We start from the raw sequence: 13,421 nt of genomic DNA, 5'->3' as shown, positions 1-13,421 counted from the left end.
GGGTCTGTCTGTTACCCGCCTGCCCCGCCTCTCACTCCCGGGGCCCGTTCCATCGTCGCCCGTGGCCCTTTGGTGTTTCTCGGCACGAGGCCGCTGCTCTCAGCCGAGGCGGCCGGAGCCGGCGCCGGATCCCGATCCGCCCGGCCGGAGCGGGACGGGCCGGGCCACCGGTCTCATGAAGTCGCGTACGTAGGTCCGGTCCCACCAGCACCCGGTGGCCCGCAGCTCCTGGCGGTCCGTGAACCGGTAGTGGAAGACCCTGGCCCGGATGTGGGCCGGCGGGCCGCCGGGGAACGGGTTGTGGCCCAGCAGCCGCAGGGTGTCCCGGTCGCCGCGCAGCAGCCGTTCGGCGAACGGGCCGAACCAGGAGCGGGCGTAGGCGGGGGAGAGCGCCGCGAACCACATCATCCAGTCCAGCCGCAGGTGGTACGGGGCGAACTGGCGCGGCAGCCGGCGCGGATCGCCGGGCTTGCCCCGGAAGCCGTACTCCAGCCAGCGCGTCCCCTCGTGGATCACCTCCTCGTCGGTGCCCTCGACCACCACCTCGAGCCGCATCCTGCTGATGCTCCCGAAGGCTCCGTAGGTGTTGACCAGGTGCAGCGGGTCGAAGGAGCGGTTCATCGCCTGCCGACGGGAGAGCAGATTGCGTGCCGGACGGTAGCTGAGGACCAGGACGAGAACGGTCACGACGAGGACCACCACCTCGTACCAGAGGGGCGACGACGGCTGTGCGGGCGGTGGACCGGCAACGGGCGACCAGTCGATCGCCGCGAGGGCGAGGACGATCGTCAGCCAGTTCAGCCAGGCGAAGTTCCCGGACAGTACGAGCCACAGCTGGGTCACCACCATCAGACCCGCCGCGGCGCTCGCCACCGGCTGGGGAGTGAAGAGGAGGAAGGGCACCACGAGCTGGGTGACGTGGTTCGCCGCGGTCTCCACCCGGTGGGCGGGCTTCGGGAGACGGTGGAAGAACCAGCTCAGCGGTCCGGGCATCGGCTGGGTCTCATGGTGGAAGTCCAGACAGGTCAGCCGCCGCCAGCACTCGTCCCCCCGGATCTTGATGAGGCCGGCGCCGAACTCCACCCGGAAGAGCAGCCAGCGCAGCAGCCACAGCACCAGCACCGGGGCCGCCGTGGAATCGTTGCCCAGGAAGACGGCGAGGAAGCCCGTCTCCAGCAGGAGCGACTCCCAGCCGAAGCCGTACCAGACCTGGCCCACCTGGACGATCGACAGGTACAGCACCCACGGCACGGCCCACAGGGCCATCGCCGCGCCCAGCGGGAGGTACGCGTCCAGGCCGGCCAGGAGCGCGAGCGACACCGCGGCGCCCGCCCAGGCGACCAGCGCGAAGAAGCGGTCGGAGTAGTGCAGCCGGAACAGGCCGGGGGCGGCCCGCCACGAGGTGTGGCGCAGCAGGTCGGGCACCGGGAGCATGCCGCGGGAGCCGATCAGCGCCCGGAACTGCAGCGCCGCGGCGACGAAGGCGACGAGGTAGACGACGGCGAGCGCCCGCTGGAAGATCAGCCTGCTCAGCCAGTATCCGTCTGCGGTGAACCATTCCATCGCCTCCAGTATCCGGCTTGCCCCGCCTCTCAGGTGGCCGACACGGTGGCCCGGCGCAGTGCGGCGGCGAGCCGCCGGGCGTACCACCGCTGCGCCACGGGGACGAGCGGGCCCGCCAGCCGGGTGTACCAGGAGGCGGGCCGGGAGAACGCCATGACGGTGAACCACACCGTGCCGTCGTCCGCCAGTTCCACGACGAAGCTCTCCTCGCCGCACTCCGGATGCCCCGTCAGGGTTCCGTAGCCGAAGCCGGTGCGGTCCTTCTCGTACACGGTCCAGACGATCTCGCAGGGCGCGGCGAGGCGGAGCGGCCCGATGCCCGCCGACACCTCGACGGTGACACCGGCGGCGGCGCGTTCGGCGGAGGCGTCGACCCTGGCTCCGGTGGCACGGTGCGCCCGCCACTCCGTGACGGCGGCGCCCGCGGCCTCGAAGTCCGTACGGCCCCTGCCGACCGCCGCGCGGTGGTGCAGATGGTTGTACCCGTCCGGGAGCGGTCCGAGCCGCGTCGCTCCTGCTTCGGGATACGTGAGCCTGCTCATGCGGTCCTGCCTTCCGGGTGGGTGAAGTCCTGGAGCCGGCGCCGGGCGAGCAGCGCGCACAGTGCGAAGCCGAGTGCGTTGCCGAGGCCGTGCGTGGCCGCCATCCAGGTCAGTGTGGGGTGCGGCAGCCCGGTGGCCTCGCCGAGCGCCCAGCTCAGCGCCAGCACCATGGTGACCGCCAGTACGCCTGCCGATACGGCCAGCAGGGCGCGGGTGACACGATCTGTTCCCGCGGCGGGGGCCGTGCGCCAGGTCAGGAGCGCGACCGCCCACATCCCGGCGGTGAGTACGACGGCCCCGGCCAGCTCGGTCCGGGCCCCGGTGAAGTAGCCGACGAGGACGAGGAGGGTGCCGAGCGGCACGCTCAGAGCGGCGAACCGGCCTGCCGCGCCGTCCTCCGCCCGGCAGACGAGACCGGCGACGAGGGCGGCGGCGAAACCGGCGAAGTGGAAGTGGGGCACGGTCAGTGCGAGGATGCCGAGCCCGAAGCCGAACAGTTCATGGCCGGAGCGCTCGGCGACGAGGGCGAGCGCCGCGACCGACGGGGCGACCAGCGCGGTGAGCAGGGCGGCCTCCGCCGGACGCGCGCTGCGCGTGCGCGCGAGCCGCCGGGGTGCATGGGCGGCGAGGAGCAGCGTCCCCAGCGCGTAGCAGAGGGCGAGCGCGGTGGCGGCGCCGCCGCGTGGCAGCCACAGGGACACCGCGCCGGGCACCGCGAAGAACGGCCACAGACGCCGTATCCGGTGGAGGGCGGGGTCGCCGACGAGCCCCAGGCCCAACGGAACGACCACCAGCATGCCCAGCATCACGATCAGCCCGACCAGTACGGACATCGCGTCCACCCCCGTCCACGCGCACGACCAGAAGAATTGAACGTGTTCAATTCGCTTGGCGTCGAGCATAGGCGTCGTCTTGAACGTGTTCAAGACGACGGTTCGGTCGAGGAATCGGACAAATAATGGCAGAGTGGCGCACATGGATGATCGGGTAGCGGGTGCCCTGTCACTCCCGGACGACTGGCCCGCCCACCCGGACCTCAGCCTCGCCCTGAACCGAATGGGCAGCTTCGACTGGGATCTGGACAGCGGCCTCATGCACATGGACGAGCCCGCCCTCGAAGTGTTCGACCTTCGCCCCGACGAGTACGACGGCCGCCCCTCCGGGCTCGCGCGGCGCGTACCGGCCGACGAGGGGATCCGGCTCGACGCGATGGTCTCGCAGGCACTCAAGAGCGGCCACGACAACTACGGCGCGTACTTCCGCAGGAGACAGCGGGACGGGACCCTGTGCTGGACGCACACGCAGGGGTTCATCCGCCGCGACGGTACCGGGCGGCCACGCCGCATCATCGGGATCATCCGCGACGCCACCCAGGAGCTGGCGGAATCCACCGCCCGCCGGACCGTCGACGAGGACCGACGGCGCCGTACGAGCCTGGTCGAGGGCACCGCGGCGGCCCTGGCGCACGCCCGGACGGTCAAGGACGTCACCGACGTGCTCAAGAGCTCTCGAGGCCTGGCCAACCTCGGCGCCACCAGTCTCGTCGTGGGGCTGCTCGAGTCCGGGCGCATCCATCTGGTGGCGGACGGCCCCGAGGGGGCGTTCGTGCAGGGCACCCGCTACACGCGCACCGACGAGCCCTACCCGATGAGCGAAGTGATCCGCACGCTCACCCCGCGGTTCATCGAGACACCCGAGGACTTCGCGACCTCGTACCCCATCCTGTGGCCGCACATCAGCCATCTCGGCATCACCGCCGCCGCCTACCTGCCGCTCATCGCCCAGGCCCGGCCGATCGGCGCGCTCGGCCTCCTGTACGGCGACAAGGCCGGCTTCACCAGCGACGAGCGGAACCTGCTCGTGGCTCTCGGCAGTTCCATCGCCCAGAGCCTTCAGCGGGCGATGCTCTACGAACAGGAGCACGACCTCGCCGAGGGGCTCCAGCAGGCGATGCTGCCGCGCCGGATCCCCGAGGTGCGGGGCGCCCAGGTCGCCGTGCGCTACCGCTCGGCGCGGCTCGGGAGGGACATCGGTGGTGACTGGTACGACATCATCTCGCTGCCCGGCGGCCGGGTCGGCGCCGTCATCGGTGACGTACAGGGGCACGACACGCACGCGGCGGCCGTCATGGGGCAGCTCCGGATCGTGCTGCGCGCCTACGCGGCCGAGGGCCACAGCCCGGCCACGGTCATGGCGCGCGCCTCCGTCTTCCTCCATGAACTCGACACCGACCGCTTCGCGACCTGCACCTACGGCGAGGCCGATCTGACCACCGGAGTGGTGCAGCTGGTCAGGGCCGGGCACGTCGACCCGGCCCTGCGCGACATCGACGGGAGCTGTCGCAGGCTGCCGGTCGACGGCGGCCTGCCGCTGGGCCTCTCCGCGGAGTTCGGACAGCTCGAATACCCGGTCAGCACCGTCGACCTGGACCCGGGCCAGACGATGATCCTCTACACCGACGGAATGGTGGAGCTGCCCGGCACCGACCTCGACGAAGGCATGCGACTGCTGGCGGCGACCGTTCGCGACGGTCCGCAGGACCTTGAGAAGCTGGCCGACCGGCTCTGCGAGGTCGTCGACGAGCGCGGCGGCGAGGACGACATGGCGCTGCTGCTGCTGCGCCGGGACGCGGCCCACGCGCCCCACCCGGGCGGCCGGCTCCAGCAGCACGTCGCGCAGAACGACCCGGAGGCGCTGACGTCCGCCCGCCACATGATCCGGGCCGCCGTGCGTGCCTGGGGGGCCAAGGGCCGGGCGGACGAGGTGGAGCTCGCCGCCGACGAGCTGATCACCAACGCCCTGATGCACACCGACGGCGGTGCCATCGTCACCATCCGGATGCTCACCGGAACCGAACGCCGCCTCCGGGTCGACGTCGAGGACCGCTCCAGCGCGCTGCCGCGCCGCAGGGACGCGGGTGAGTCCGGGGTCTCGGGCCGCGGACTCATGCTCGTCGACCGGATGGCCGATATCTGGGGAGTGGAGTCCCGGGGCAACGGCAAGTGCGTGTGGTGCGAATTCCTCGTCCCGGACCACCGGTAGCGCGACTGTCGCGGCAGCGGAAGACTGTAACAGTACGTAACCTGTCGATACTTGACCGTAACCGACCCTGCGGGATTGACTTTGATCCCGTCGTTCCGCTGTCGAAGACGCGAGGCCCCGTTGAGTACCGAGCTCCTGGCACCTCTTGATCTGGCCTTCTGGCACCTCGAATCCGAAACCCACCCGATGCATCTCGGCGCGCTCGCCGTCTTCGACCCGGTACCGGGCGTCGCCCCGCAGGACCTGCTCGAGCTGCTCGGAGCACGCGCCGCGGCCATTCCCCGGCTGCGGATGCGCGTACGCGACGTCCTGCTGCCCGTCGGCGGCGCGGCCTGGTTCACCGACAAGGACTTCGACGTGCAACGGCACGTCAGGCGGGTGGTGCTCCCCGAGGGCGACTTCATGGCGGAGGCGACCCGGCTCGCGGGCGAACTCATGGAGCGGCCGCTCGGACGGGGCCTGCCGCCCTGGCAGATGTACCTCCTGGACACCCCGGGTGACGGCCCGTTCGCCGTGCTGGTGAAGCTGCACCACGCACTCGCCGACGGCATGCGGGCCGTAGCGATCGGCGCCGGCATCTTCGACCAGATCGCCTCCGCCGGCGCGGGCCGTGGCGCGACGATCCGCCGGACGCCCGTACCGCCCCGCTCCTGGCTGCCCGGCCCGTACGAGGCCGCGGGCATGGCGATGGAGCGGATCGGTGACGTGCGCCGGGCGCTGGGGGTCGGTGCCTCCGTCGTACGCGCCAGCCGCCTCGACCTGCGCGCCGGCACGGCACTGACCGCGCGCTCCAGCGGCACACGCCGGCTGGCCACCGCCGACCTCGACGCCGATCCGGTGCAGCGGATCCGCCGCACCGAGGGCGGCACGGCCAACGACGTGCTGCTCGCCGTCGTCGCCGGTGCGCTGCGCCGCTGGATGCTCGAACGCGGCGAGCCGCTCCCCGGTGCCGACCCGCGCGCCCTGGTCCCCGTCTCCCGGCGCCGGCCCGGCGGAGCGGCCACCGGCAACAGACTCTCCGCCTACCTCCTCGGGCTGCCCGTCGGTGAGGCCGACGCCAGGGAACGGCTGCGCCTCGTACGCACGGGAATGGACCGCAACAAGGCGGCCGGACCGCTGCGCGGCGCGGGCGCCGTCGCCGTGCTTGCCGACCAGCTGCCCGCGCTTGCCCACCGGTTCGGAGCCCCGCTGGCGGGGAACGCGGCCCGGATGCTCTTCGACATCCTGATCACCAGCGTGCCGCTGCCCCGCTCGGCGCTCTCCCTCGGCGGCTGCCCGCTGCGCGCCCTCTATCCCATGGCGCCGCTCGCCCGCGGACAGTCGCTGGCCGTCGCCCTGACCACCTACGGCGGAGGGGTGCAGGTCGGACTGGTCGCCGACGGGAAGGCCCTTCCCGATCTCGACCGGCTCGCCTGCGCGGTCCGCGAGGAGCTGCACGACCTGCACTCACTCGTGCCCACGGTGCCCGCCCCCGCCTGACAGCCAATCCGCCGGCCCTGTTGACGCGGCCGATAGATCCGATGAATATTCCTCTACGGACCATCAGGGATTACCGGCGGGGGCAGCAGGGCCATGCGGCGCAACAGACTCGGACGCGGCGAGGTCGAGATCACCGAACTCGCCTTCGGGGCGGCGGCCATCGGCAATCTCTTCACGGAGGTCGATCCGGGGCAGGCCGCCGCCGCCGTGGACGCGGCGTGGGACGAGGGCATCCGCTACTTCGACACGGCGCCGCACTACGGCCTCGGACTCTCCGAACGCCGTCTCGGAGAGGCTCTGCGGGACCGGCCCCGGGACGCGTACACGGTCTCCACGAAGGCGGGCCGTCTGCTCGACCCGCTGCCCCCCGCGGAGACGGCGGCCCACCACGGGCTGTCCGACGGCTTCGCCGTGCCGCACACCCACCGGCGCCGCTGGGACTTCAGCGCGGACGGCATCCGCCGCAGCATCGAGGACAGCCTCGGTCGCCTCGGCCTCGACCGGGTCGACATCGTGTATCTGCACGACCCCGACGACCACGGCGAGGCGGCCTTCCGCGAGGGCTACCCGGCGCTGGAGAAGCTGCGCGCGGAGGGCATGGTCGGCGCGATCGGAGCCGGCATGAACCAGACCGCGATGCTCACCCGCTTCCTGCGCGAGACCGACGTCGACGCCGTCCTGTGCGCCGGCCGCTTCACCCTCCTCGACCACAGCGCCCTCGACGTCCTGCTGCCGGAAGCCGCCGCCCGGGGCCGCAGCGTCGTCGTCGGAGGTGTGTTCAACTCCGGGCTGCTCGTCGACCCGCGCCCCGGCGCGACCTACGACTACGCGTCGGCCCCCGCGCCGCTCCTCGAACGCGCCGTACGCATCCGGGCCGTCACCGAGGCGCACGGTGTCCCGCTGCGCGCCGCCGCCCTCCACTACTCGCTGGGCCACCCGGCTGTCGCGGGAGCCCTCGTCGGCGTCCGCTCACCGGTCGAGGTGAGGGACGCCGCGGCGCGGCTCCGCACGCCGGTTCCGGACGCGCTCTGGGACGACCTGCGCGCGGAAGGGCTGCTGTGACATGACGCCCCCGCCGGTCATCGACGCCCACCATCATGTGTGGGACCTCGCGGTGCGCGACCAGGACTGGATCACCGGCGAGGAACTCGCCCCCATCCGCCGCACCTTCACCCTCACCGACCTGGAGCCCGAGGCACGCGCCGCCGGGGTGGCCGCCACCGTGCTCGTCCAGACGGTCACCGTCGCGGAGGAGACCCCCGAATTCCTCGCGCTCGCCCATGACAGCACGCTCGTCGCGGGCGTCGTCGGATGGACCGACCTCACCGCCCCCGACGTCGCCGGCACCCTCGCCGGACTCCGCGCCCTGCCCGGCGGCGACCGGCTCGTCGGAATCCGCCACCAGGTCCAGGCCGAACCCGACCCCGAGTGGCTGCTGCGCCCCGACGTCCTGCGCGGGCTGCGAGCCGTCGCCGCCGCCGGGCTCACCTACGACCTGCTCGTCCGGCCCCACCAGCTGCCCGCCGCCACCCGCGCCGCCGCCCTCCTGCCGGAGCTCACCTTCGTACTCGACCACGCGGGCAAACCGCCCGTGGCCCGGGGCGCGGTGGACCCCTGGGCCGGTGACCTGCGGGCGCTGGCCGCGTTGCCCAACACCGTCTGCAAGCTCTCCGGCCTGGTCACCGAGGCGGACCCGCGGACCTGGACGGTGGAGGACCTGCGCCCCTACGCGGACACCGTCATCGACGCCTTCGGACCCGGCCGGACGATGTTCGGCTCCGACTGGCCCGTCTGCCGGCTCGCGGCCTCGTACACCGAGGTCCTGGACGTGGCCCGCGAGCTGACCGGCCGGCTCGGGGAGGACGGACAGCGGTCCGTCCTTTCGGAGACCGCGCGGCGGGTCTACGGGCTGCGCATGCCCGCCGCCTGAACACGGCGCGCACCCGGCGGGCATGCGCGCGGCCGTTGCGGCAGGCTGGAGGCATGCCCGAACTCCCGGAAGTCGAAGCCCTGCGGGACTTCCTCGACGACCATCTGGTCGGCAAGGAGATCGCCCGCGTCCTGCCGCTTGCGATCAGCGTCCTGAAGACGTACGACCCGCCGCCCACCGCCCTCGAAGGCGCCACCGTGACGTCCGTGGCCCGGCACGGGAAATTCCTCGACATCACCGCCGGCGGGCTCCATCTGCTCATCCACCTCGCACGGGCCGGCTGGCTGCAGTGGAAGGACAGCTTCCCCGCGACCCCGCCCCGGCCCGGCAAGGGTCCGCTCGCCCTGCGGACGGTCCTCGCCGGCGGCGACGGCTTCGACCTGACCGAGATGGGCACCACCAAGCGCCTCGCCGTCCACCTGGTGCGTGACCCGTCGGACGTGCCCGGGGTCGCGCGGCTCGGGCCCGACCCGCTGGCCGACTCCTTCGACCGGGACGCGTTCGCGACGGTGCTCGGCGGAGCACGCCGGCAGATCAAGGGAGCCCTGCGCGACCAGTCGCTGATCGCGGGTATCGGCAATGCCTACAGCGACGAGATCCTGCACGTCGCGAAGATGTCACCGTTCAAGCTCACCACCGCGCTCGGCGACAACGACATCACCCATCTGTACAACGCGATGCGCACCACGCTCCAGGACGCGGTCGAGCGCTCCCGGGGCGTCGCGGCGGGCCGGCTCAAGGCCGAGAAGAAGAGCAGCATGCGCGTCCACGGCCGCGCCGGGCAGCCCTGCCCCGTCTGCGGCGACACCGTGCTGGAGGTGTCGTTCAGCGACTCGTCGCTCCAGTACTGCCCCACCTGCCAGACCGGGGGCAAGCCGCTCGCCGACCGGCGGCTGTCCCGCCTGCTCAAGTAACGGCGGCCGTCGCGCCGGTCCCGCATCTCGGGCCTCCCGTCCGGGAGGCCCTACACTCCGGGCTCATGCTGCGCGTACTCGCCGTCGACGACGAAGAACCCGCCCTGGAGGAACTCCTCTACCTCCTGCGCGCCGATCCCCGCATCCGGAGCGCCGAGGGCGCCACGGGCGCCACCGAGGCGCTGCGCCGCATCGGTGGCGCCGTCGACGCCGGGCCCGAGGACCCCTCGGCGATCGACGTCGTGTTCCTGGACATCCACATGGCCGGGCTCACCGGGCTCGACGTCGCCCAGCTCCTGGCCGGGTTCGCCGCACCGCCGCTCATCGTCTTCGTCACCGCCCACGAGGGCTTCGCCGTACACGCCTTCGACCTCAAGGCCGTCGACTACGTACTCAAACCCGTCCGCCGCGAGCGGCTGGCCGAGGCTGTGCGCCGCGTGGCCGAGCAGGTCGGCGAGCGCTCCGCGTCCGTCCACGACGCGGCCGCCGACCAGGTCGCGGTGGAACTGGGCGGGGTCATCCGGTTCGTGCCCGTCGACGACATCGCGTACGCCGAGGCGCAGGGCGACTACGCCCGGCTGCACACCGCGACCGGCAGCCATCTCGTCCGGATACCGCTCACCACCCTGGAGGAGCGCTGGCGCTCCCGGGGGTTCGTACGCATTCACCGCCGCCACCTCGTGGCGCTGAACCGGATCGACGAACTCAGGCTCGACGCGGGCAGTATGAGTGTCCGCATCGGGGGTGCCGAGCTGGCGGTCAGCCGGCGTCACACCCGTGCCCTCCGCGACCTCCTGATGCGGCAGACCGGCCGCTGACCTGGCTCGACCGGGAGGGCTGCCCTTCCCAGCCGGGCCCCGTGCCGCCTACACTCCGGCCCCATGTCCGCAGAGAGCACGCCCCGTCGCGAAGTGGTCATGGGCGAGCCCCGGCGGGTGCGCCCACTGCCCCGTTACCGTGCCCAGTCGGAGATCGACGAGCAGACCGCACTCGGGGGCGCCTACGTCCGCTCGCTGATGCGCAGCCAGCTGCGGGCCGGACTCACCGCCTTCGCGGTCCTCGCCCTCGTCGCCGGGACCCTGCCGCTGGTCTTCGAGGCACTGCACAGCAACGCCCTCGTCTGGGCGGTGCTCGGCTTCGCCACCTATCCGCCGCTCACCCTGGCCGCCTGGTGGTACGTGCGCAGGGCCGAGCGCAACGAACGCGACTTCGCCAGACTCGTGGAAGGCCTCCCCGCACCGTGAGCGCTCCCGGCCACCCGGCAGCGGTGGTGGCGGTCGCCCTCGTCGTCCTGGCCACCGTCCTCGTCGGCGGCTTCGGGCTGCGGATCTCCCGCACCACCTCCGACTTCTACGTAGCGTCGCGCACCGTACGGCCGAGGCTCAACGCCGCGGCGATCAGCGGCGAGTACCTGTCCGCCGCGTCCTTCCTCGGCATCGCGGGCCTGGTGCTGGTGCACGGCCCCGACATGCTCTGGTACCCGGTCGGCTACACCGCCGGATACCTCGTGCTGCTGGTGTTCGTCGCCGCGCCGCTGCGCCGCTCGGGGGCGTACACCCTCCCCGACTTCGCCGAGGGACGGCTCGAATCCCGGCAGGTGCGCCGGCTGGTCAGCGTGTTCGTCGTCGGCGCAGGCTGGGTCTACCTCGTGCCGCAGCTCCAGGGCGCCGGACTCACCCTGAAGATCCTCACCGGTGCGCCCGGCTGGCTCGGCGACGTGCTCGTCGCCTCGGTCGTGGTGGTCGCCGTCGCGGCGGGCGGCATGCGCTCCATCACCTTCGTGCAGGTGTTCCAGTACTGGCTGAAGCTCACGGCGCTGCTGGTGCCCGCGATCTTCCTGGTGCTGGCCTGGCAGGGCGACGGCCGCCCCCGGGTCAGCTTCGACGAGCAGATCTCCGTCTTCCGCGCCGACCATCCGCTCTACGCGACGTACGGACTGATCGTGGCGACGTTCCTCGGCACCATGGGTCTGCCCCATGTGGTGGTCCGCTTCTACACCAGTCCCAACGGCCGCGACGCCCGCCGCACCACGGTCGCCGTGCTCGCCCTGGTCGGCCTGTTCTACCTGCTGCCCCCGGTCTACGGCGCCCTGGGCCGTCTGTACGCGCCCGAACTCATGCACGGCACAGACGCCGACGCCGCCGTACTGCTGCTGCCCGCCCGCGTAATCGGCGGCCTCGGCGGCGACCTGCTCGGCGCGCTCCTCGCGGGCGGGGCGTTCGCCGCGTTCCTGTCCACGGCGTCCGGGCTCACCATGGCCGTCGCCGGAGTGATCACCCAGGACGTCCTCCCCTCGCGGGGCGTACGGCACTTCCGGCTGGCCACGGTCCTGGCCATCGCCGTGCCCCTGGCCGGCTCGCTGGTGGTCAGCAGGGTGCCGGTGGCCGACGCCGTCGGCATGGCCTTCGCGGTCTCCGCGTCGTCCTTCTGTCCGCTGCTCGTCCTCGGCATCTGGTGGCGGCGGCTCACCCCGCCGGGCGCGATCGCCGGGCTGCTGCTCGGCGGCGGCTCCGCACTGCTGTCCGTGGCCATCACCGTCAGCGGCGCGGTACGCCCGCCGGGCTGGCCGCACGCCCTGCTGGCCTGGCCGGCGGTCTGGTCCGTGCCGGTCGGCTTCCTCGCGATGATCCTGGTCTCCCTGGCCACTCCGGGACGGATACCGCCGGGCACCAACGCCGCCATGACCCGCTTCCATCTGCCGGAGGCGCTGACCTCGGGACGGGCGCGATGACCGGGGCCGGGATCACCGTGCTCGTCCTGCTGCTGTTCTCCACCGGCTTCCTGCTGGGCCGCACCGCCCGCCCCGTGCGCACCAGCGATGTGGGCACACCCGTCGAACACGCCACCTTCGAGACCCTGCACACGGCCTCCCTCGCCGCGCCCCCGTTGCGCGCGGGGCTCACCGAGGAGAGCGCCCGCAGGTCGGCGCGCGGACTGCGTTCGCTGCTCGGCACCGATGCCCTGTGCCTCACCGACCGCGACCGGGTGCTGGTGTGGGACGGCGAGGGGGACCACCACGGGAAGGACGTGATGCACCAGGTCGAAGGTCTCCTGGCCAGCGGCAGGGACACCGCCTTCCACAGCGACTGCGCCGACCTCGACTGCCCGCTGCGCTGGGCCGTCGCCGTCCCGCTGACGGTCGACCACCGGGTACTCGGCACCCTCGTCGCCTACGCACCCCGCGAATCGGCGGTCCTGGCCAGGGCCGCGGGGGAGGTGGCCCGCTGGGTCTGCGTACAGCTGGAACTCGCCGAGCTCGACCGCTCCCGTACGCAGCTCATCGAGGCCGAGATCAAGGCGCTGCGGGCCCAGATCTCCCCGCACTTCATCTTCAACTCACTCGCCGCGATCGCGTCGTTCGTCCGGACCGACCCCGAGCGCGCGCGTGAACTCCTGCTGGAATTCGCCGACTTCACCCGCTACTCGTTCCGCAGACATGGTGAGTTCACCACCCTGGCCGACGAGCTCCACTCCATCGACCAGTATCTGGCACTGGTGCGCGCGCGCTTCGGTGAGCGGCTCTCCGTGACGCTCCAGGTGGCCCCGGAGGTCCTTCCCGTCTCGCTGCCGTTCCTCTGTCTCCAGCCCCTCGTCGAGAACGCCGTGAAACACGGCCTGGAGGGCGCCGTCACTCCTTCCCGGCCCCCGGGCGCCGCCCGCCCGGGTGACGCCCCGATCCGCATCACGATCAGCGCACTGGACGCCGGCGCCGAAGCGGAGGTCGTCATCGAGGACGACGGCGCCGGAATGGAGCCGGAGCGTCTCCGCCGGATCCTGCGCGGCGAGGGCGGCACCTCCGCCGGCATCGGTCTGCTCAACGTGGACGAACGGCTGCGCCAGGTGTACGGGGACGACTACGGCCTCGTGATCGAGACGGGAGCCGGCGCGGGCATGAAGATCACCCTGAGGCTGCCCAAGTACCGTGCGGGCGTCCACGGTTCCTGACCGGCC

General features: G+C 72.4%; 12 protein-coding genes. 9 read left to right on the top strand and 3 right to left on the bottom strand.

Annotated elements, in window-relative coordinates:
- Positions 1 to 99: 99 nt before the first annotated feature.
- From AB0P41_RS24650 to AB0P41_RS24640, 3 genes are read right to left on the bottom strand one after another with little or no spacing between them, the layout of a single operon-like run.
- The gene (locus AB0P41_RS24650; RefSeq protein WP_365934205.1) at positions 100 to 1,563 is read right to left on the bottom strand and encodes a lipase maturation factor family protein; all 1,464 of its coding nucleotides are present in this window, start codon (positions 1,561 to 1,563) and stop codon (positions 100 to 102) included.
- Between the two features lie 29 nt (positions 1,564 to 1,592).
- Positions 1,593 to 2,105, bottom strand: a complete 513-nt coding sequence (locus AB0P41_RS24645; protein ID WP_365934203.1) for a DUF1990 domain-containing protein — start codon at positions 2,103 to 2,105, stop codon at positions 1,593 to 1,595.
- Positions 2,102 to 2,938 (bottom strand): YndJ family protein, encoded by an 837-nt coding sequence (locus AB0P41_RS24640; RefSeq protein ID WP_365934202.1) that lies wholly within the window; start codon positions 2,936 to 2,938, stop codon positions 2,102 to 2,104. The genes AB0P41_RS24645 and AB0P41_RS24640 overlap by 4 nt, the downstream gene beginning before the upstream one ends.
- A 142-nt stretch (positions 2,939 to 3,080) precedes the next feature.
- Here AB0P41_RS24640 and AB0P41_RS24635 point away from each other — a divergent pair, with 142 nt between their 5' ends.
- The 9 genes from AB0P41_RS24635 (at position 3,081) to AB0P41_RS24595 (ending at position 13,415) form a co-directional block, all read left to right on the top strand.
- On the top strand, positions 3,081 to 5,147 hold the full coding sequence (locus tag AB0P41_RS24635) for a SpoIIE family protein phosphatase (protein ID WP_365934200.1): 2,067 nt from the start codon (positions 3,081 to 3,083) through the stop codon (positions 5,145 to 5,147).
- A 120-nt stretch (positions 5,148 to 5,267) separates the two neighbouring features.
- Complete coding sequence (locus AB0P41_RS24630) at positions 5,268 to 6,626, top strand: wax ester/triacylglycerol synthase family O-acyltransferase (protein ID WP_365934198.1); 1,359 nt, start codon at positions 5,268 to 5,270, stop codon at positions 6,624 to 6,626.
- A gap of 93 nt (positions 6,627 to 6,719) precedes the next feature.
- Positions 6,720 to 7,688: an aldo/keto reductase gene (locus AB0P41_RS24625; RefSeq protein ID WP_365934196.1), complete on the top strand. Its 969-nt coding sequence runs from the start codon at positions 6,720 to 6,722 to the stop codon at positions 7,686 to 7,688.
- A gap of 1 nt (position 7,689) precedes the next feature.
- Positions 7,690 to 8,556 carry an amidohydrolase family protein gene (locus AB0P41_RS24620; RefSeq protein WP_365934194.1) on the top strand — a complete coding sequence of 289 codons (867 nt, stop codon included), beginning with the start codon at positions 7,690 to 7,692 and terminating at the stop codon, positions 8,554 to 8,556.
- A 53-nt stretch (positions 8,557 to 8,609) separates the two neighbouring features.
- Positions 8,610 to 9,470: a DNA-formamidopyrimidine glycosylase family protein gene (locus AB0P41_RS24615; protein WP_365934192.1), complete on the top strand. Its 861-nt coding sequence runs from the start codon at positions 8,610 to 8,612 to the stop codon at positions 9,468 to 9,470.
- A gap of 65 nt (positions 9,471 to 9,535) precedes the next feature.
- Positions 9,536 to 10,288, top strand: a complete 753-nt coding sequence (locus AB0P41_RS24610; RefSeq protein WP_104783034.1) for a LytTR family DNA-binding domain-containing protein — start codon at positions 9,536 to 9,538, stop codon at positions 10,286 to 10,288.
- 63 nt (positions 10,289 to 10,351) lie between these two features.
- Positions 10,352 to 10,714 (top strand): hypothetical protein, encoded by a 363-nt coding sequence (locus AB0P41_RS24605; RefSeq protein ID WP_104783032.1) that lies wholly within the window; start codon positions 10,352 to 10,354, stop codon positions 10,712 to 10,714.
- A complete protein-coding gene (locus tag AB0P41_RS24600) occupies positions 10,711 to 12,201 on the top strand; it encodes a cation acetate symporter (RefSeq protein ID WP_356711247.1) in 1,491 nt (496 codons plus the stop codon). Before AB0P41_RS24605 ends, AB0P41_RS24600 begins: the two co-directional genes overlap by 4 nt.
- On the top strand, positions 12,198 to 13,415 hold the full coding sequence (locus tag AB0P41_RS24595; protein ID WP_365934190.1) for a histidine kinase: 1,218 nt from the start codon (positions 12,198 to 12,200) through the stop codon (positions 13,413 to 13,415). Before AB0P41_RS24600 ends, AB0P41_RS24595 begins: the two co-directional genes overlap by 4 nt.
- Positions 13,416 to 13,421: the final 6 nt, after the last annotated feature.

The sequence above is a fragment of the Streptomyces sp. NPDC079167 genome, assembly GCF_040686735.1.
In the GTDB taxonomy this organism is placed as follows: Bacteria; Actinomycetota; Actinomycetes; order Streptomycetales; family Streptomycetaceae; genus Streptomyces.
Note: the sequence above shows the minus strand (reverse complement) of the source record. Positions and strands in the feature narration are given on the sequence as shown.